This window comes from Kutzneria viridogrisea DSM 43870 (assembly GCF_000525635.1).
Taxonomy (GTDB): domain Bacteria; phylum Actinomycetota; class Actinomycetes; order Mycobacteriales; family Pseudonocardiaceae; genus Kutzneria; species Kutzneria viridogrisea.
Genome location: NZ_CP007155.1, coordinates 2,024,956 through 2,044,170 on the forward strand (window position 1 = coordinate 2,024,956; position 19,215 = coordinate 2,044,170).

Annotated in this window: 20 protein-coding genes and 1 pseudogene; 14 read left to right on the forward strand and 7 right to left on the reverse strand. The window is 69.3% G+C overall.

What is annotated here, in order from left to right; all coding sequences use genetic code 11:
- Positions 1 to 46: 46 nt before the first annotated feature.
- Positions 47 to 607, reverse strand: coding sequence for a TetR/AcrR family transcriptional regulator (locus KALB_RS09160; protein ID WP_025355422.1), 561 nt, complete (start codon positions 605 to 607; stop codon positions 47 to 49).
- Positions 608 to 699: 92 nt separating this feature from the next.
- On the opposite strand from KALB_RS09160, the gene KALB_RS09165 reads away from it, so the two are divergent.
- Together KALB_RS09165 and KALB_RS09170 are read left to right on the forward strand one after the other, a co-directional pair.
- Positions 700 to 2,181 (forward strand): MDR family MFS transporter, encoded by a 1,482-nt coding sequence (locus KALB_RS09165; RefSeq protein WP_025355423.1) that lies wholly within the window; start codon positions 700 to 702, stop codon positions 2,179 to 2,181.
- A gap of 165 nt (positions 2,182 to 2,346) precedes the next feature.
- On the forward strand, positions 2,347 to 3,855 hold the full coding sequence (locus KALB_RS09170) for an FAD-dependent monooxygenase (RefSeq protein ID WP_236650210.1): 1,509 nt from the start codon (positions 2,347 to 2,349) through the stop codon (positions 3,853 to 3,855).
- Between the two features lie 64 nt (positions 3,856 to 3,919).
- On the opposite strand, the gene KALB_RS09175 is transcribed toward KALB_RS09170, so the two are convergent.
- Both KALB_RS09175 and KALB_RS09180 read right to left on the reverse strand, forming a co-directional pair.
- Positions 3,920 to 4,927: a helix-turn-helix transcriptional regulator gene (locus tag KALB_RS09175; RefSeq protein WP_025355425.1), complete on the reverse strand. Its 1,008-nt coding sequence runs from the start codon at positions 4,925 to 4,927 to the stop codon at positions 3,920 to 3,922.
- 646 nt (positions 4,928 to 5,573) lie between these two features.
- A complete protein-coding gene (locus KALB_RS09180; protein WP_025355426.1) occupies positions 5,574 to 6,182 on the reverse strand; it encodes a helix-turn-helix domain-containing protein in 609 nt (202 codons plus the stop codon).
- 88 nt (positions 6,183 to 6,270) lie between these two features.
- Between KALB_RS09180 and KALB_RS09185 the strand changes: the two genes are divergently transcribed.
- The 7 genes from KALB_RS09185 to KALB_RS09215 all read left to right on the forward strand — a co-directional run bounded on the left by KALB_RS09185 (position 6,271) and on the right by KALB_RS09215 (position 12,481).
- On the forward strand, positions 6,271 to 6,897 hold the full coding sequence (locus KALB_RS09185) for an SAM-dependent methyltransferase (protein ID WP_025355427.1): 627 nt from the start codon (positions 6,271 to 6,273) through the stop codon (positions 6,895 to 6,897).
- Positions 6,898 to 6,921: 24 nt separating this feature from the next.
- Positions 6,922 to 7,422, forward strand: a complete 501-nt coding sequence (locus tag KALB_RS09190; protein ID WP_025355428.1) for a DinB family protein — start codon at positions 6,922 to 6,924, stop codon at positions 7,420 to 7,422.
- A 29-nt stretch (positions 7,423 to 7,451) separates the two neighbouring features.
- A complete protein-coding gene (locus KALB_RS09195; RefSeq protein ID WP_025355429.1) occupies positions 7,452 to 8,480 on the forward strand; it encodes an alpha/beta fold hydrolase in 1,029 nt (342 codons plus the stop codon).
- 146 nt (positions 8,481 to 8,626) lie between these two features.
- Positions 8,627 to 9,772 (forward strand): threonine synthase, encoded by a 1,146-nt coding sequence (locus tag KALB_RS09200; protein ID WP_025355430.1) that lies wholly within the window; start codon positions 8,627 to 8,629, stop codon positions 9,770 to 9,772.
- Entirely contained in the window at positions 9,769 to 10,422 is a 654-nt protein-coding gene (locus KALB_RS09205) for a helix-turn-helix transcriptional regulator (RefSeq protein WP_025355431.1), read from the forward strand. Before KALB_RS09200 ends, KALB_RS09205 begins: the two co-directional genes overlap by 4 nt.
- Entirely contained in the window at positions 10,419 to 11,354 is a 936-nt protein-coding gene (locus KALB_RS09210; protein WP_201771896.1) for an ornithine cyclodeaminase family protein, read from the forward strand. Before KALB_RS09205 ends, KALB_RS09210 begins: the two co-directional genes overlap by 4 nt.
- Positions 11,351 to 12,481: an alanine racemase gene (locus KALB_RS09215; RefSeq protein WP_025355433.1), complete on the forward strand. Its 1,131-nt coding sequence runs from the start codon at positions 11,351 to 11,353 to the stop codon at positions 12,479 to 12,481. Before KALB_RS09210 ends, KALB_RS09215 begins: the two co-directional genes overlap by 4 nt.
- A gap of 100 nt (positions 12,482 to 12,581) precedes the next feature.
- On the opposite strand, the gene KALB_RS09220 is transcribed toward KALB_RS09215, so the two are convergent.
- Genes KALB_RS09220 through KALB_RS09230 form a run of 3 tightly spaced genes read right to left on the reverse strand, consistent with a single transcriptional unit; the run spans position 12,582 to position 14,874 of the window.
- On the reverse strand, positions 12,582 to 13,172 hold the full coding sequence (locus tag KALB_RS09220; RefSeq protein WP_035968312.1) for a hypothetical protein: 591 nt from the start codon (positions 13,170 to 13,172) through the stop codon (positions 12,582 to 12,584).
- Between the two features lie 43 nt (positions 13,173 to 13,215).
- Complete coding sequence (locus KALB_RS09225) at positions 13,216 to 13,839, reverse strand: TetR/AcrR family transcriptional regulator (RefSeq protein ID WP_030108655.1); 624 nt, start codon at positions 13,837 to 13,839, stop codon at positions 13,216 to 13,218.
- A gap of 3 nt (positions 13,840 to 13,842) precedes the next feature.
- Positions 13,843 to 14,874, reverse strand: a complete 1,032-nt coding sequence (locus tag KALB_RS09230) for a medium chain dehydrogenase/reductase family protein (RefSeq protein ID WP_025355438.1) — start codon at positions 14,872 to 14,874, stop codon at positions 13,843 to 13,845.
- Positions 14,875 to 15,061: 187 nt separating this feature from the next.
- Here KALB_RS09230 and KALB_RS09235 point away from each other — a divergent pair, with 187 nt between their 5' ends.
- From KALB_RS09235 to KALB_RS09240, 3 genes and pseudogenes are all read left to right on the forward strand, one after another.
- Complete coding sequence (locus KALB_RS09235) at positions 15,062 to 15,625, forward strand: TetR/AcrR family transcriptional regulator (protein WP_201771897.1); 564 nt, start codon at positions 15,062 to 15,064, stop codon at positions 15,623 to 15,625.
- A 62-nt stretch (positions 15,626 to 15,687) separates the two neighbouring features.
- A pseudogene (locus tag KALB_RS46410) lies at positions 15,688 to 15,879 on the forward strand (integrase core domain-containing protein); the annotation flags it as partial.
- A gap of 171 nt (positions 15,880 to 16,050) precedes the next feature.
- On the forward strand, positions 16,051 to 16,626 hold the full coding sequence (locus KALB_RS09240; RefSeq protein WP_025355436.1) for a GNAT family N-acetyltransferase: 576 nt from the start codon (positions 16,051 to 16,053) through the stop codon (positions 16,624 to 16,626).
- An 11-nt stretch (positions 16,627 to 16,637) separates the two neighbouring features.
- On the opposite strand, the gene KALB_RS09245 is transcribed toward KALB_RS09240, so the two are convergent.
- Positions 16,638 to 16,901, reverse strand: a complete 264-nt coding sequence (locus tag KALB_RS09245) for a hypothetical protein (protein WP_025355437.1) — start codon at positions 16,899 to 16,901, stop codon at positions 16,638 to 16,640.
- Between the two features lie 270 nt (positions 16,902 to 17,171).
- On the opposite strand from KALB_RS09245, the gene KALB_RS09250 reads away from it, so the two are divergent.
- Both KALB_RS09250 and KALB_RS09255 read left to right on the forward strand, forming a co-directional pair.
- Complete coding sequence (locus tag KALB_RS09250) at positions 17,172 to 18,203, forward strand: medium chain dehydrogenase/reductase family protein (protein ID WP_025355438.1); 1,032 nt, start codon at positions 17,172 to 17,174, stop codon at positions 18,201 to 18,203.
- Between the two features lie 267 nt (positions 18,204 to 18,470).
- The gene (locus KALB_RS09255; protein WP_042221882.1) at positions 18,471 to 19,184 is read left to right on the forward strand and encodes a DUF2306 domain-containing protein; all 714 of its coding nucleotides are present in this window, start codon (positions 18,471 to 18,473) and stop codon (positions 19,182 to 19,184) included.
- Positions 19,185 to 19,215: the final 31 nt, after the last annotated feature.

Here is a 19,215-nt window from a genome sequence, read left to right on the forward strand (position 1 = left end):
GAAGCGTCCCGACGTTCCGGATCTTCTTCTGTGAGAGGTGCCGCGGTCAGCGCAGGAGGGGGAGGAAGATCGTGTCGACGATCTCTTCGAGGACGCGGTCGGGTACGGGGGCGAAGGTCACGAGGATTTCGTGGCGCAGCAGGTCGAAGGGGAGGGACTTGATGCGTTCGCTGAGGTGTTCCGGTGTGATCTCGCCGCGGGCGACGGCGCGGTCGAAGAGCACGTCGGCGGTTTTCTCGTGTCTTGCGCCGAGGAGGTCGCTGGGGCTGGTGCCGGTCTCCTGGTAGTAGCTGGCCAGGTGCGCGCTCATGACGGTGACGAGCCGGGCGCGGGTGGTGTTGATCTCCCGCATGAGGGTGAGGACGTCCTCGCGCAGGCTCCCGGTGTCGGGGACCTCGACTCGGGACTGTTCCAGGACGTGGGCGATGGCCGCCCGTACGAGTTCGTCGCGGTCAGACCAGCGGCGGTAGAGCACGGGGGGGCTGGTGCCGGCGCGCTGGACGACGGCATCCATGGTGAATCTGGCGTAGCCGTTGGCCGTGAGTTCTTCCCAGGCCGCATCGAGGAGCGCCTTCTCCAGTGCCGCTCCGCGGCGTCGCTCAGGCATCCGCACCTCTCTTGGATAGATTTGCCTATCTTACCTCGGTACCCTACTGTGACGGTCGTAAGATACGACGCTCTATCTTAAGGAGGTTGCTCGTGAGCACTCCTCACGGGGCCTCGACCGCGCCCGCGGCGCCGGACCTCGACCGCGTGGACCCCGCCGTGTGGCGCATGGCGTTCACCATCATCGTGGGCGCGCTCGCCGTCGTCTTCGACACAACGATGGTCAGCGTCGCCCTCAACGACCTGTCACGGGAACTCGACGCCCCGCTGGCCACGATCCAGTGGGTGAGCACCGCCTACCTGCTGGCGATGTTCGTCACCATCCCCCTCGCCGGATGGGCCCAGTCCCGTATGGGCGGCAAACGCCTGTGGATCGCCGCGCTGGGGATGTTCCTGCTCGGCTCGGTCCTGTGCGCGCTGGCGTGGGACGCGGCCAGCCTCATCGCCTTCCGCCTCGTCCAGGGCATCGGCGGCGGCATCATGATGCCGCTCGTGGTCACGCTGGTCATTCAGGCCGCCAAGGGCCGCAACATCGGCAAGGTCATGGCCACCGTCACCCTGCCCACCGCGCTCGGCCCGATCCTCGGCCCGGTCCTGGGCGGCATCATCCTGAGCCTGGCCGACTGGCGCTGGATCTTCTTCGTCAACATCCCCTTCTGTGTCCTCGGCGGCTGGCTCGCCTGGCGCAACCTGCCCGACGACCGTCCCGCACCCGACCGTCCCCGCGCCCGCCTGGACATCGTCGGCCTGCTCCTGCTCTCCCCGGGGGTCGCCGCCATCATCTACGGACTGTCCCGGGTCGAGGGCAGCACGGGCTTCACCAGCGCCGAGGTACTCGTACCGCTGATCGGCGGGCTCGCCCTGGTCGGCGGTTTCACCGCCTGGGCACTGCCGCGCGCCAACGGCGCCCTGGTCAACCTGCGGCTGTTCCGCCACCGCGCGCTGGCCTCCTCCGCCACCCTGGGCTTCCTGGCTGGCATCACCCTGTACGGGGCGATGTTGCTGTTGCCGCTGTACTGGCAGCAGGTCCGGGGCGAGGACACGCTCGGCGCCGGACTGCTCCTCATCCCGCAGGGCGTCGGCGCGCTCATCGCGCGCACCCGGGCTGGCGACTACACCGACCGCATCGGCCCCCGCTGGGTCGCCTTCGCCGGATTCGTTCTCGCCACCGCGGCCACCGTGCCGTTCGCCCTCGCCACCGCCGACACCAGCAAGGTGCTGCTCATGGCCGCACTGTTCGTGCGCGGCATCGGCATGGGCGCCGCCGTCATCCCGCTCACCGGCGCCGCCTACTTCGGCCTGGGACACAAGCAGATCCCCGACGCCAGCATCATCTCCCGTGTCGCCCAGCAGATCGGCGGCTCGGTGGGCACCGCCGTGCTCGCAGTCATCCTCCAGCACACCACCGAGGGCGCCCGCACCCCGGGCGCCGTGGCCGACGGCTTTGGCGACGCCTTCTGGTGGTCGGTCGCCTTCACCGCTGTCGCCGTACCGCTGTGTCTGCTCCTGCCCGGCCGCCCCAAGCCGCCAGCCCCCGCCGAGACAGCAGAAGCCGAAGCTGCCATCCAGGGCTAGTTCCGCAAGGACGCGGGGGAGCGAGGTTGGCGGGGAGACGGTTCGACGCCCTCCGACTTTTCAGGCCGACGGGTGATGGCGGCCGCATCACCGAGGGGCCCGACTTGCGGAGGAGAGCTCCAGCAGGAAGAAGAGAACCAAATGTCCATGAGAGAGGAAAACCAGATGTCGACAACGATGGACTATGACGTGCTCGTGGCAGGCGCCGGGCCGGTCGGCTTGATGCTCGCCACGGAACTGCGGTTGGCGGGGGTCCGGGTGGTGGTCGTCGAACGGCGGACGGAGTTCGACACCGCGTCCAAGGCGGAGGGGATCAACACCGCCTCCGCCGAGGCCTTGGACCGGCGCGGACTGCTCCCCGCGGTGGAGGCGGTGCAGGGGAAGCTGCCGTTCCAGGGGGAGCGGAAGCGGGCGCCTTTCGTCGGGCACTTCGGCGGGATTCAGGTCCCAGCGGGCCCCGTCGACGAGCAGGACCCCAGCCTGCGCGGCCGCGGTCCCAACTGGTACGTGCAAGTCCCGCAGGTCGAGGTGGAGCGGATCCTCGGTGAGCGCGCGGCGGAGCTGGGCGTCGAGGTCCGGCGCGGGGTCGAGGTGCGTGGATTCGACGCGGATGATGCCGGCGTCTCCGTGCACCTGGAAGGCGGCGACGTGCGCGTGGCGTGGCTCGTCGGCTGCGACGGAGGCCGCAGCCTGGTCCGGCGTCAGGCGGGCTTCGAGTTCCCCGGCACGGACCCGCAGATCACCGTCCGCCAGGCGGTGGGCACAGTGGAGGGGGCGGAACTCCTGGGGCGCGGCTGGCAGCACACCCCCACCGGGGTCTACGTCTACGGGCCGAAGCCGGGTTGGGTGCGCACCGTCGAACTCGATGGCCCCCCGGAGGACCGGGAGGCACCCATGACCGCGGCCGAGATGGAGGCCAGTCTGCGGCGCGCCAGCGGCCTCGACGTCCGCGTGACCGAGGTTGTCAGCGGCACGCGCTTCACGGACCACGCGCGGCAGGCGACGACCTATCGGCGCGGTCGCGTGCTCCTCTGCGGGGACGCCGCCCACGTGCATTCGCCGTTCAGTGGCCAGGGCCTCAACCTGGGGCTCGGCGATGCCGTCAACCTGGGCTGGAAGCTCGCCGCCACCGTGCAGGGGTGGGCGCCTGAGGGCCTGCTCGACACCTACACCAGCGAGCGGCACCCGATCGGCGCCTGGGTGCTCGACTGGACGCGCGCGCAGGTGGCCGCGATGCGCGGCGACGCCTACAGCCGTGCCCTCAGGAGGGTGACCACCGACTTCCTCAGCACCCGCGACGGGGCGACCCACTACGTGAAGCGGATCTCAGGTCTGTGGCAGCGCTACGACCTGGGGGAGGGGCATCCGCTGGTCGGTGCGACGATGCCCGCCCTCCGGCTGGACGACGGCACCCGGCTCGCCGACCACGCCCATGAGGGCCGGGCCCTGCTCGTCGATCTCGCCGGGGACGACCAGCTGGCAGCCCTGGCCAAGCCGTACGCCGGGCGGCTGGACCTGGTCCGGGGTAGTGCGGACGGCGCCGGGGTGAGCGGCTTGCTGGTGCGACCCGACGGCTTCGTGGCGTGGGCGTCGGCCGACGGCGCCAGTGACCCCGCCGGCCTGGAAGCCGCCCTGACGCGCTGGCTGGGGGACGGCACGAGTCGCTCCAACTGATGTCGAGCATGGCTCGGTTCATGTCCCTGGCCGCCAGTCCTTGCAGGATCGGTACTGGGCCCTGTCACGCCTGCCCGGGAGAGCAGGAGCTCTGGCGGTGCAGGGTCTGGTACGGCGGGCGGCCGTAGGTGTCGCGGTAGTAGCCGGCGAAACGGCCGGAGTGGAAGAAGCCCCAGCGCGCGGCGATCTGGGTGACCGTGACCTCGGTCGTGGGATCGGCCGCCAGCAGTTCCTGGTGTGCCTGGTGCAGACGGACTTGGCGGAGGTAGCCCAGCGGCGTGGTGGCGTGGTGGCGCCGGAAGGCGTACTGCAACGCGCGAATACTGACGTGGACGGCAGCGGCGATGTCAGCGACGCTGATGTCGCAGTGGGCGTAGTCCTCGATGAACGCCATGGCCCGCCGGAGGGTGCGCGGGTGCGCATCGCGCCGGTCCTCGATGGTGGGTTCGGTGAGTGCGGTGTTCGGGAAGGCGGCCAGCACCGTCGCGGCCAGCAGCTGCCCGGCCGCGCTGAGCACGAGCGGTTCGCTCATGGATTCGGGCCGGTCGCGCAGGACGCCCGCGAGGTAGTCGATGGTCGCGGTCACGCGGTGCGCGGCGGCCGGATCCACCGGGCGCAGGTCGGTGAACCGGATCGGCGCGGGGCTGCGGGACTCGGCGGTCGCGGCCACCTGGCCCAGCTGCGTGAAGGGGAGGGTGGCGACCTGGAGGGCGCCGCTGCCCCACCGCGCCCGGAAGGGGGCGCAGCCCTCGGCTTTGGAGGTGATGAACACCTCGCCGGGACCGAACCTGTGTTCAGTTCTTTCGGAACGGTAGTCCAGAGTCGTGGTACGGGAGCGGCCGATCATCAGCACCGGTAGGGACTCCACGGTGATCGCGACGCCGTCGGTCTGCGCACAGGTCTTCATGGCGAACGTGTCGGTGTCCACACGGGTGTGGCGGTAGAAGTAGCCGTGCCTGCGTCCGCCCAGCCGGACGGAGGTGCCGTAGACGCCGGTCAGGTACTCACCCGCTTGATCGTGGTCGGTGGTCTGGAACGTGACGTGCTGGGGCGGCGTGCCGGCTGCGGTCATCGTCAACACTCCTTGGTACGGCAGACAGTGCGTGGTCGGGGGCCGTCCGTACGTCCCGGGGCCATGGACAGGAAGTGCGCCCGGTCGTGGCCGAACTGCTCGGCCGAGCTGTTCCTCCCCGCGGGTCGTGCCGCTCCACCGGCCGTCCCGGAGGGAGCCGAACCACAAGTCAGGGAAGGGATTGGTGTCCATGGACAGTTCGCCGACCGCGTGCTGCGTACTGGCATGGTCTCCCTCCCTCCACTCCGGCGGGGGTGGTGCGGTGTACCTGCGCGCAACGTTGTTGCGGCACAGGGTTCACAGTCCACCAGACCGGAATCAGGGCCCGAAGTCATCAGTGCATGTGCCACCAGGCCACTTTCCGCCACGTCCGCACTGCGTCAGCGAGACCACCCGCACATCGGCTGCCAGTTGACTAGCGGAACGGCGGTAGCCCCGGCCAGGCCGCTCGACGACATCGAACGGTTCGCCGCCCAGGGGACACTTCTCCTCCTGGAACGGCACCGATCTGCTGGGCGCGTCCTGGTGCCGCACATGATGGCCATCGTCCAGTTAGGACACGACGCCCCAGCGACGGGAACGGCGACCCCTTGTGGTCAAAGCACCATCTCCGCGCAGGCGGCCTGCGCTGCTGAGGCCGCGGGCATCACCGCCGCTGACTTCCGCCGTGCGACGGCCGGTGGGGGTCGGAGTGAATGTGTGTGCGCATCCCCTGTGGGTCGAACAGGATGAGCAGCTCGACAACGCGGCCGTCGGCGCTACTCAGCCAGTGCGGCAAGGACGTGTCGAATTCGGCTGCCTCGCCGGGTGGCAGTGTCAGGTCGCGCTCGCCGAGGATCAGTCGCAGGTGTCCGTTGAGCACGTACAGCCATTCGAAGCCGTCATGGGTCTGCGGGGTCGGTTCGAGCGGTTCCGGCTGGGCGGGGATGATCATTTTGAACGCCTGTACCCCGCCCGGCCGCCGGGACAGGGGCACGAAGGTCATCCCGAACCGGTGGATCGGCGTGAGGTGGATGCGGGGGTCGCCGGTGCGCGGGGCGCCGACGAGGTCGTCCAGCGGAACGTCGTAGGTGCGGGCCAGCGGCAGTAGCAACTCCAGGGTTACCCTGCGCTGCCCGCTTTCCAACCGGGACAGGGTGCTCTCCGACACGCCGGTTGTCATCGCGAGGTCGGCGAGGGTGATGCCGCGGTGACGACGCAGCGCGCGAAGTCGCGGCCCCACCCCGTCGAGTACATCATCCGTTTCGCGGTCCACGGGCTCATCTTGCCAAAACCGCAAGATCGCGTGCCAGATCGGTGCGCGCCTGGTGAGACTGGGCGCCCACCGACGGAAGGAGCCCTTGATGAACGCCACCGAGGCGAACACGTTCTGGGACGACATGTACGCGGCGCGACCGGCGGCCCCCGACCCGCAGCCGAATGCCCGGCTCACCGAGACCGTCACCGGCCTGCCGCCTGGCGATGCGTTGGACCTGGGATGCGGCGGGGGCGGCGACGCGCTGTGGCTCGCCGACCGGGGATGGCAGGTCACCGCCGCCGACATCTCGGCGGTGGCGGTCGAGCGGCTCGCCGCCCTGGCCAGCGCACACGGCCTGGGCGACCGCGTCACCGCCGTGCGGCACGACCTGGGCGGGACTTTCCCGCAGGGCGAGTTCGACCTGATCTGCGCCCACTACCTGCACACCCCCTTCGACCTGGACAGGGCAGCGGTCCTGCGCTCGGCCGCGCACGCGTTGCGCCCGGGCGGGCGGCTGCTGGTCGTCGACCACGGCTCGACCGCGCCGTGGTCGTGGAACCAGGATCCCGACGTCCGGTACCCGCACCCGCTGGAGGTCGCCGCGGACATCGACCTGGACGCGGCGAGGTGGACGGTCGAACGGGCCGACACACCCCGCAGGATCGCGACCGGACCAGGCGGGCAGACCGCCGAGGTCACCGACCACGTTCTGCTCATCCGCCGCACCGCCTGACCCGGACACTGGAAGGAGACCGCCGTGCCCGCCACCGTGCGCCGTAACCGCCGTCCTGACACCCCGCCGCCCCGGACCGGGAGTAGTGAGACCGAGGTCCTGCGTGGATTCCTCGACTACCTTCGCGCCTCGATCGCCGCGAAGGTCGACGGTGCCCCCGAACCACAAGTGCGAACAGCCGCGGTGCCATCCGGCACGAACCTGCTCGGTCTGCTCAACCACCTGACCTTCGTCGAGCGCTCGATCTTCCTCGGGGACGAGGTCACCGACTGGCAGGCGACGTTCCAGGCCGCACCGGCCGACAGCGTGGCCGAGGTCCTCACCCGCTACCGGGAGGCGGTCGAGCGCGCGAACGACGTACTCGACGGGTGCACCGACCTCGCCGCACCGGTCCCTCGACCGCGGCCGGGACGCTCCGCTCCCAGCCTCCGCTGGGCACTCACCCACATGATCGAGGAGACCGGCCGGCACGCGGGCCACGCCGACATCCTCCGCGAACTGATCGACGGCGCGACCGGGCGCTGACTCCACCACTCTCTCCAGGACAGGAACACATGATCACCGGAACCCGGCCGTCGACGCGCCGCTTCAACCGATCCGCGCGGACGGCTGCGACCCTCACGCTCACTCTGCTGCTCACGATCGGCACCGCGGCCTGCTCCGGGCCGACCGCCGGTGACGTTGTCCCCTACGCCGTGGCCACCCAGGGCGACCCGGCGTTCCAGGGCACCTTCCGGCATGAGTTCGCCGAGGTCGACGGTGTCCGCATGCACTACGTGGCCGGCGGCAGCGGCACACCGGTGGTGCTGATCCACGGCTGGCCGCAGACCTGGTACGGCTGGTGGCCGATCATGCCGGCCCTCGCCGAACACCACACCGTCTATGCGGTCGACCTTCCGGGACTGGGTGACAGCACCAGTGCACCGACCGGCTACGACAAAGCCACCCTGGCACGGTATGTGCACACGCTGATCGCTGGCAGGCTCAAGGTCCGGGACGCCGCCGTTGTCGGGCACGATTTCGGCGCTGCGGTGGCGTTTCAGTACGCCAGCCAGTTCCCCGGCGACACCGCCCGCCTCGGCTACTTCGACCTGCCGCTACCCGGGCCCGCGATCGACGCATCCATGTACCGCACACTGAGCTGGCACATCGCCTTCCACTCCCAGCGACGGGTGCCCGAGGCGGTCGTGGGCGACAACGTCCGCGAGTACCTGGCACTGTTCTATCCCCAGGTTTCGTTCGAGGGCACGGCTTTCGGCGGCACCTCGGATCGGTCTCCGTTCACCGACAGCGAGATCAACGAGTACGCACGGACCTACAGCCGGCCCGAGGTCCTGTCGGGTGGGTTCGAGCTCTACCGCGCTCTCGACAAGGACGTCCGCGACACCGTGGCGGCGGCACCGATACGTGTTCCGACCCTGCTCATGACCGCTCAAGGGCAGCTCGACGCGATTCGAGCCACAGTGGCCCCGCGCATGACCAACATCGTGCGGGCGGTGGACGTACCGCACGCAGGCCACTGGCTCGTGGAGGAGAACCCCTCGTTCGTTACCGCGGAGCTGGTGCGTTTCCTCAACGGATGACTGTGCCACCTCCGCACGGAACCCTTGTCTCGCAGCCGCTCTGCCAACGGTGTGGTGGCCACCACATGGTGCACGAGCTACGGTCGACGGGCCGGTGTGGGACACTTTGTCCACTGTTTGACACTTTGTTCAGCACTGGAGGTCGGATGAGCCGTGCGAGGTACGTCGATCCCGTCGACGGCAGCGTGTACCCGCTTGACGCACCCCGGTGGCGTTCCGACGCGGGGCGGCCGTTGATGGTGACGCCACAGGCCGGGATCTCACGCGAGGACGTGGAGCGGGCAGAGCGCTCGCTGTGGCGTTATCGCGCGTGCCTGCCGGTGGAGATCGCGCGCCCGATTTCGCTGGGCGAGGGCTGCACTCCCCTGGTGGAGAGGTCGTGGGGCGGCGCGCGACCGCTGTTCAAGCTGGAGTGGTTCAGCCCCACCGGCAGCTTCAAGGACCGCGGGACGAGTGTGATGCTGTCCTACCTGCGTCAGCACGGCATCACCTCGGTGTTGGAGGACAGCTCCGGCAACGGCGGCTCCTCGGTCGCCGGGTACGGCGCGGCCGGCGGGGTGGCGGTGCGGATCCTCGCCCCGGCGGCCACATCGCCGGCGAAGATCGCGCAGGTCGCCGCCTACGGCGCGGAGGTCCAACTGGTGGCGGGTCCCCGCGAGGAGTCGCAGGCCGAGGCGATCCGGCAGTCCGATCGGATCTTCTACGCCGGCCACAACTGGCAGGCGTTGTTCCTGGAGGGGGTCAAGACGCTGGCCTACGAGTTGTGGGAGGACCTGGGGTACCGGGCGCCGGACAACCTCGTAGTGCCGGTCGGGGCGGGCAGCAGCCTGTTGGGGTGCCACCTCGGCTTCCGGGAGCTGCTTGCCGCGGGGCAGATCACGCGCCTGCCCAGGCTGTTCGCGGCACAGCCGCTCAACTGCTCCCCGGTGGACGCCAGTTTCGCAGCCGGGGCGGACGGGCCGGTCGACCGCGTGGTGCGGCCGACCATCGCCGAGGGGACCGCGATCCCCAACCCCTTGCGGCTGCGACAGATGCTCACGGCATTGCGGGACAGCGGCGGCGGGAGCGTCGCGATCCCCGAGCAGGACATCGTGACCGCTCTGGGTGAGCTGTGTGGACAGGGGCTGTTCGTGGAGCCCACCAGTGCGACCGCCGCTGCCGCGGTCACCCGCCTGGTCGCCGAGGGACGGATCGCGCCGGAGGAGACGACGGTGGTCGTGCTCAGCGGATCGGGTCTCAAGGCCGCCGCCGCGGTGCGCGACCTGCTCGACACGACCGGGCGGCCGTCGTGAGCAGTACCGCGGACGCGGTGTTCGCCGCGTTGCCCCCCGTGGTCGAGGGCATCGCGGCGACCTTCGGGCGCAGCTGCGAGGTCGTGCTGCACGACTACCGGGACCAGCGGCGGTCCGTGGTCGCGGTCGCCGGTTCGGTCACCGGCCGGGAGGTCGGGGACGCGATGAGTGAGATCGGTCTTCGTGTCCTCGCCGCGGGCGCCGAGGCCCGCAACGAGGTCGGCTACCTCACCCGTACGCACGACGGGCGGGTGCTCAAGTGCACGACGCTGCCGCTGCGCGACGTCGACGGGACTCTGATCGGCGCGTTGTGCGTCAACATCGACATCTCGGCCGTCACCCGGGCCGCGAGTGTGCTGTCGGATCTGATTGGGCTGTCGACATCGCCTGATGCGAGCCCCAGCGCGACGACGAACTTCTCCGGCGATCTCGACCAGGTGGTCGATTCCCTGGTCGAACGGGCCGAACGCACCCACGCGGTGCCGGTGGCGACGCTGGGCCGCGACACCCGGCTGGAACTTGTCCGCTCCCTGCACGAGGCCGGGGTGTTCGCGCTGCGCGGCGCACCCGCGCGCGTGGCCAAGCGGCTGGGCATCTCCCGGACCGCCTTGTACAACGACCTCGCCAACCTGAAGAAGGAAGAGTCGTGACCGACAGCATCACTTTCATCAGCGAATCCGAGTCGGCGGCTCTGGTCGACGAGGACCTGGCGTTGGCAGCCGCGCGGGAGGCGTTCCTGGCGACCGCGACGGGATCGACGTTCCCGGTCGTGATCGGGCACGCTGCCGTGCCGGACAACCGGTTCACTCTCAAATCCGGCTCGGCCGACGACCTGGTCGGCGTCAAGATCGGCAGCTACTGGCCGGGCAACACCGAGGTGCCGCGCCACAGTTCCACCATCGTGCTGCTCGACCCGGCCACCGGCAGGCTTGCCGCCGTGGTCGAGGCCGCGACCGCCAACGCCTACCGCACGGCCGCCGCCGACGCGCTCGCCGTCGACACGCTGGCCCGCCCCGACTCACGCACCCTGACCGTGATCGGAACCGGACACCAGGCCCGCTACGAGGTGGGCGCCGTCACCAGGGTGCGGCCGATCGAGCGGGTCCTCGTGGTCGGCCGAAGCCCCGACACCGCGCGGGCGTTCGCGACGGAGGTGACCGCCCGGACCGGTCTGCCGGCCGAACCAGCCGAGGCCCGGACCGCGGTCGCCGCGGCGGACGTGGTCGTCACCGCCACGACCGCCCGGCAACCCCTGTTCGACGCCGACTGGGTCGCACCAGGTACCCACATCTCCGCCATGGGCGCCGACGGCCCGGGCAAGCAGGAACTGCCCGTCGCGCTGTACGACCGCGCATCGCTGTTCTGCGACCTGCCGGACCAGTCACGCACCATCGGCGAGTTCCAACACGCCCCGTCGGCCGCGCCCGTCGCGCTGGGGGCCGTGCTCGCCGGCGATGCCGGAGGCCGGGGTTCGGCGGAGGCCATCACGGTGTTCGACAGCTCCGGGTTCGCGTTGCAGGACCTCGCCCTCGCCACCGCGCTGCTGCGCCGTCGCACCCACCGTCAAGAGGGCCACGAGTGACCACTTTGGACACTCCAGACACCCCGTTCGCCGTCGTCGACGCCGCCCGGCTGGACCGCAACATCGCCCGGCTCCGCGACCGCCTGGACGCGCTCGGCGTGCCGCTGCGCCTGCATGTCAAGACGTGCAAGTCCGTCGACGTCGCCGGGCGCGTGCACGCGGGCGGGCCGATCACGGTGTCGACCCTCGCCGAGGCCGAGCACTTCGCCGACGCCGGCTATCACGACATCCTCTACGCGGTGGGCATCGACGCGCACAAGCTGTCACGCGTCGCCGCACTGCTGCGCCGCGGCGTGACCCCCACCGTGCTGCTCGACAGCCTCGCCCAAGCCGAGGCCCTGACACGCTTCGCACACGAGGAAGGCATCCGGATCCCGGCGCTGATCGAGATCGACTGCGACGGGCATCGCGGCGGCATCGCGCCCACTGACCCCGCCCTCGTGCGGATCGGCCAGGCCCTTGGCGACGGCCTGGCCGGGGTTCTCGCCCACGCCGGCGAGTCCTACTTCGCCTACACGCCCGACGCGTTGCGGCAGGCCGCCCGGAACGAACGGGACACCGTCCTCGCCGCGGCCGACGCCCTCCGCGCCGCCGGTTTGCCGTGCCCGATCATCAGCGTCGGATCAACCCCCACCGCCCACGCCGCCACCGACCTGACCGGCGTCACCGAGGTCCGTGCTGGCAACTACGTCTTCTTCGATCTCGTCATGGCCGGTATCGGCGTCTGCACCACCGAGGACCTTGCCCTCTCCGTGGTCGTCACCGTCATCGGTCACCAGCCGGACAAGAACTGGATCATCACCGACGGCGGCTGGATGGCCACCTCCCGGGACCGGGGCACCGCGGCACAAGCAGTCGACCAGGGTTACGGACTCGTCGCGAACCTCGCTGGCCGCCTCATCCCCGATCTGTTCATGACCGGAGCGAGCCAGGAGCACGGCATCCTGACCAGCCGCGCCGACAGACCCCTGCCCCACCTCCCCATCGGGACCCGCCTGCGCATCCTGCCCAACCACGCCTGCGCCACCGCCGCCCAGCACGACCGATACCACGTCATCAGCGGCACGACCACCGGTTCCGCCACCCCGGTCGTCGACGCGGTTTGGCCACGCCACAACGGTTGGTAACTAACAAGAGTCCGTTAGAGGGCCCATGACTGGCCCGAGCCCTTGGTGATGGCCTCGGGCGGGGTTCGACACGCTGGCGGGATCGTAGTGTGGGTTCGTGTCAGCGCGTGGGGGCAAGGCGGCGGTGTTCGAGGACAGCCGCGACCGCGTAGCCGCCACCGCCTGCGATGGCCAGCATCCAGAACAGGCCCGGGGTGCCGAGAAACAGCGCGAAGGCGGAGACCAGGACGAGCCACGTGCCGAGGCTGTAGTGCAACAGGTTGCGGCGCGCGGCGCCTTCGCCGAGGTAGAGCAGGCCGAAGACGAGGCCGGAACCGGTGGGCCAGAGGATGGTCTGCAGGGCGGGCATGTTCACCATGGCGGTGAGGCCGGTGATGGCGAGGAAGAGGGCGGCGATGCCGCTGAGCCAGGACAGGCCGAGGAGATTGCCGGAGAGTATGGTGGGTTTGTCGGCGCCGCGTTGGGCGCGGGCGGCGGCGAGGATGGCGAAAACCGTGCCGGCGGCGAGGCCGGCACCCAGCAGCGTCATCGGCAGCCAGTCAGGTAGGACGAGCAGCGGATCGGTGCCCTGGGAGATGACGGTGGCGCCGTGTCCGAGGACGTAGGCGAGTGCGAAGCTGGTGTAGGCGCCGCGGTTGTCGACCTCGCCGGTGCGGGTGGTGGTGGCGCCGGGGAGCGCGATCGTGGTCATGGTGGATGCCTCCGGGCATGGATCAATTTACGGCCAACGCGTGTTATCGAGCGTTGACGAGACGGGCCAACGGGATGGCCACTCGCTGGGCGATGTCGGCGGGCCAGGGGTACCAACTGGCGACGGCTCGCTGATGGGCAAGCCCGTGCAGCCCCAGCCACAAGGCGATCGCGTCGACGGCCGGGTCCCTGCTTGCGCTGTGCCCCGATGCGACACAGGCGGCCAGGCTGTCGACGAGCAGGCGCATCGCTTCCGCACCCATGGTGGTCACCTCGTCGGGGGTGACACCGCCGTCGACGACCGGGTGCCAGAGATCGCCGAACATGACGCGGTAGCGCTGGGGATACTTCTGGGCGTACTCCAGGTAGGCCCGGCAGAGGGCGTGCAGCCGCTGCCGGGGATCCACGACGGCCGCCGCGGCGGCTCGCAGCCGATGGGTCAGCTCGGCGAAACTCTGCCGCACGACGGCGAGCATGATGGCCGACTGGTCGAGGAAGTGCGGATAGATCGAGGGCGGCGCGATGCCGACCCGGCAGGCCACGGCACGTAACGTCACGGTCCGCTCGTCGCCGCCGGTGTCGAGCAGTTCGGTTGCTGCGGTGAGGATTTCTGTGCGGAGTCGTTTGCCGTGTCCTCGGGGGTTTCGTGGCCGGTGTGGTGTGGTCATGGCTTAGGGGGTGATGATGATTTTGCCGGTGGTGGTGTGTGATTCGGCGAGTGCTAGTGCCGCGCTGGTGTCGGCTAGGGGGAATTGTGCGGCGATCTGTGGGGTGAGTACGCCCTGGTCCAGTAGGGCCAGGACGTGGGTGAGGTCCTCGCGGAGCCGGTTCCGGAAGTTGGTGAGGTGGCGTTTGCCTGCCCAGAAGTTGTAGAAGTGTGCGGTCTTGCCGTTGGGGAGGGCGTTCCACAGGGCTAGTCGTGCGAAGGATTTCAGGATCGGGAGTTGTGAGTTGCCGTCGTGGTTTTTGGTGGCGGCGGTGCCGTAGGAGACCAGGACCCCGCCCCGGTGTAGTAGCCGCCAGGATTGCGTCAGCCCAGCGCCGCCGACGTGGTCGAACACGGCGTGGACGCCGTGGGGTGCGAGGTGGTGGATCCGCTGGTACATGTCCGGCTGGTGGTAGTCGACCGGGGTCGCGCCCAACTCCCGTACCCGGTCGTGATGCCGCGCCGAGGCCGTGCCGATCACCCTGATCCCGGCGTGTCGGGCCAGTTGCACCAGTGTTGATCCGACTCCGCCGTTGGCGCCGAGGACCACGATGGTCGCGCCGGTGGGGACGCGGGCGGTGCGGTGCAGCATTTGCCAGGCGGTGATTCCGTTGACCACCAGGGTTTCCGCGGCGGCCGCGGTCACTCCGTCCGGCACGGCGATCAGGTCCGCGGCCTCCAGCAGCAGGGCGCTGGCCCAGGCGCCGGTTTTGGTGACTGCGGCGAATCGGTGTCCGATCAGTGTGGTGTCCACGTCGGGGCCGACGGCGGTGACGGTGCCGACGATGTCGTAGCCGGGGACGAAGGGGAAGGGTGGCTGGTCGTAGTACTTGCCGCGGCGCATCTGTTGTTCGGCGAAGGACACGCCGGTCGCGTCCATTCTGAGGATGACCTGGCCTGCGGTGGGGGTCGGGAGGTCGCGGGTGCGGGTCTGGAGGCCGGTGGGGTCGACCTTGCCGGGCAGGACGATCTCGGTGGCGCGGGTGGTGGTGTTCATGGGTTCTCCCTGGGCCTGACCACGTGTGCTTACGGCCGTAAGGTTATTGACGTAAGCCTAGGTCGCGCAAGGGGTAACGCCGATAAGTTTTCGGATGTAAGCTCACGGCATGGCAGACACGCCAACCGCACCCCCAGCCCGCTCCCGCAACCGCCGCGGGGAAGGAGCCCGCCTCCGCGAGGAGATCGTGACCGCCGCGGTCGCGTTGCTCGACGAGACCGGCGACGAAAGCGCCATCACCCTGCGCTCGGTCGCCCGCCGCGTCGGGATCGCCGCACCCTCGATCTACCGCCACTTCCCCGACCAACCGACCATCATGCTGGCCGTGGTCCAGCAAGCCTTCGCCGAGTTCGAAGCCCAACTCCGCACCGCCGTGAACGCCGCCGGCAACGACCCCCGACAGCAACTGTTCGCCTGCTGCCACGCCTACCTGCGCTACGCACAAGACCACCCCGAGCGATACCGCACCATGTTCGGCGGCCTGTGGATGCCCGCACTCCACGACACATCCATAACCGCCAACGACGTCGCCACCCTCGGCGACGCCTGCATGCACCTGCTCACCCAGACACTCAGCGACTGCATCGCCACCGGCCAAGCCACCAGCACCGACCTCCGCGCCGACGCCGTCGCACTCTGGCTGGGCCTACACGGACTGGCCCACCAACGCGCAGTCACGGTCACCTACCCATGGCCCCCCGACATCGCCGACCGCATCATCACCACCCTGGCACACCTCACCACCACATAAACCGAGCACCAGAACCCCAGACGCACCAACAAACACACAGCACTGGCCCTGACACAAAACCCGGTCCCGAGCTGGCCTGCACCACGATGCGGGACTGGGCCGGGGAGCGTGTCGGGTTGGTGTTCATTCCATCGGGCCAGCCCTGGCGCAACGACTACGTCGAGTCGTTCAACGGTCGGCTCCGCGACGAGTGCTTGAACATCAACGTCTTCTGGTCGTTGACCCAGACCTGGTTCGTGATCAGTGAGTGGAAGGCAAACCGAGGGTTCCGCGTAAACGATCGCCAGCAGCCGCACAATCGAGCGAGTCGAGCAGATCCGCGACACGGTGTGGCTGTGGGCCCGTCCTCAGGCTGCGACGGTGGTGTGCGCTGATTGCGGCCAGGAGTTGAGAGCCAAGCGCGGCGTGCGGGTATTCTCGGGTTCGTGGTTGATCTTCGTCTGGCTACGTTGGAGGACGTACCGCGCGCGGTCGAGACACTGAGTGCGGCGTTCGCCGACTACGCGTGGCTGCGGCACACCGTGGCGCGCGACCGGCATGCCGAGCGAGTGAGCGAGCTCGAGCGACTGTTCGTCGAGCACGTCGGGCTGCGGCACGGCCGGGTGTGGGTCGGCGACGACGGTGATGCGGTGGCGGTGTGGACGCATCCAGACACCGACGTTGCCGCGGCGTTCGGCGCGATCGCGCCCCGGATGCGCGAGTTGGCCGGCGACCGGGCCGAGTACGCCGAGCGGGCCGCGGCCGCGTTGGCACCGCACAGGCCGACCGAGCCGGTGTGGTTCCTCGGCAGCCTCGGCGTCCGGCCGGAGGCGCAGGGCAAGGGCATCGGTGGCGCGATCGTCCAGCCCGGCCTGCGCGCGGCCGAGGAGGCCGGGGTGCCCGCGTTCCTGGAAACCTCGGAAGAGCGCAACGTGCGGTTTTACCGCAAGCTCGGCTTCGAGGTGACCGCCGAGGTGACCATCCCCGACGGCGGGCCGACCACCTGGTGCATGCGGCGCTGAGGCCGATCTGCTTACGGGGCCGCCGATTCTGTCGCGGCAACCAGGAATGCGGCCACACGAGGTTCGCCGAACAGGCCCCCGGACTGACCTCCGCCCATGGACACCTGGATCACCGCCGTCCAGGCCAGTGACATCCGCCAGCTCCACGGGTTCGCCACCGGCCCCACCATCGAAGACCGCCACGACGCCCTGCGCCGCGCCATGGCCTTCATCGAGGACCACGCCCACCGCGACATCAGCCTCGCCGACATCGCCGCCGCCACCCACGTCAGCATCCGCGCCTTGCAGTACGCCTTCGGGCGCCACCCTGATGGGCTACCTCCGCCAAGTCCGCCTGCGCCACGCCGACCAGGAACTCGCGGCCGCCGACCCCAGCGCAGGAGCCACTGTCACCCAGATCGCCGCTCACCGTGGGTGCGGTTGGCGTGTCTGCCATGCCGTGAGCTTACATCCGAAAACTTATCGGCGTTACCCCTTGCGCGACCTAGGCTTACGTCAATAACCTTACGGCCGTAAGCACACGTGGTCAGGCCCAGGGAGAACCCATGAACACCACCACCCGCGCCACCGAGATCGTCCTGCCCGGCAAGGTCGACCCCACCGGCCTCCAGACCCGCACCCGCGACCTCCCGACCCCCACCGCAGGCCAGGTCATCCTCAGAATGGACGCGACCGGCGTGTCCTTCGCCGAACAACAGATGCGCCGCGGCAAGTACTACGACCAGCCACCCTTCCCCTTCGTCCCCGGCTACGACATCGTCGGCACCGTCACCGCCGTCGGCCCCGACGTGGACACCACACTGATCGGACACCGATTCGCCGCAGTCACCAAAACCGGCGCCTGGGCCAGCGCCCTGCTGCTGGAGGCCGCGGACCTGATCGCCGTGCCGGACGGAGTGACCGCGGCCGCCGCGGAAACCCTGGTGGTCAACGGAATCACCGCCTGGCAAATGCTGCACCGCACCGCCCGCGTCCCCACCGGCGCGACCATCGTGGTCCTCGGCGCCAACGGCGGAGTCGGATCAACACTGGTGCAACTGGCCCGACACGCCGGGATCAGGGTGATCGGCACGGCCTCGGCGCGGCATCACGACCGGGTACGGGAGTTGGGCGCGACCCCGGTCGACTACCACCAGCCGGACATGTACCAGCGGATCCACCACCTCGCACCCCACGGCGTCCACGCCGTGTTCGACCACGTCGGCGGCGCTGGGCTGACGCAATCCTGGCGGCTACTACACCGGGGCGGGGTCCTGGTCTCCTACGGCACCGCCGCCACCAAAAACCACGACGGCAACTCACAACTCCCGATCCTGAAATCCTTCGCACGACTAGCCCTGTGGAACGCCCTCCCCAACGGCAAGACCGCACACTTCTACAACTTCTGGGCAGGCAAACGCCACCTCACCAACTTCCGGAACCGGCTCCGCGAGGACCTCACCCACGTCCTGGCCCTACTGGACCAGGGCGTACTCACCCCACAGATCGCCGCACAATTCCCCCTAGCCGACACCAGCGCGGCACTAGCACTCGCCGAATCACACACCACCACCGGCAAAATCATCATCACCCCCTAGACACGCTGACCGGGAAACCTCCCAAGGGAGGGTGGCCAGACCCGCAGGCAGATCCTGGCCGCAGCAACCTCGTGCACTACTGGCTCGGAACATGGCTCGCCCTGGTCTCCACATAGACAGGGTTCTGGTCATCGAGAGCTGGTTAGTTGTTTGCGCTTTCCCTGAGTGTTGGAGAGGTCGAAGGCGGCCGCTTCGGTTGCTGGTGTTCATTCCGTTGTCGACCTATTGGCGATTTCGCAGTTCTTGTTTAGGTATTGGAGTATTCGCATGTCCACTGTAGTCATGTCGCGGGCCACTCGCCGTCGCTGGTGGTGGTTCTTGTGGGGTCTTCTGGCCGTGCTGGCGATCGGTATCGCGGCCTACTTCGTAACGCCGTATCTGACCGGGAGCTCGACCGTGCCAATTGACAGGAGCATACCGGGGTACTACGTGAGCCTGGTGATTCATGCGGCGCCCGCCGGACTGGCGCTGATCATCGGGCCGTGGCAGTTCGTGCCGCGGTTGCGGGCGCGTTTCCCCCGGTTGCATCGGGTGCTGGGACGGGTGTACCTGGTATCGGTCGTGGCCGCCGCGCTGGCGGCCTCGTACTCCGCCGCGGTCACACCGAGCGGTTTTCCCTTGCAGGTCGCGTTCTACATGCTGGTGGTGGCCTGGTTGTATTCGGCCGCTCAGGCTTACCGAACGATCCGGCGCCGTGAAGTGCAGCTGCACCGGATCTGGATGATTCGCAACTACACGCTAACCTTCGCCGCGGTGACTCTGCGGCTCTACCTGTTGCTCGGTGTGCAGCTGATGAATGTCATCCCGTCGCTGGAGTACAGGGATGTCTATACCTCGAGCGCGTGGGCCTCCCTCCTGGGCAACGTGCTCGTCGCGGAGTACTTCATCATCCAGCGCATGCTGGCACCGCTGGCCCGAGGAAAGCGACGCTCCGACGCCACGGTTGCTGAGTCACCGCAGCCGGTGGGGCAAGACCATTGAGCGCAGGCCGCGACCACCGTCGGCCGCGTCC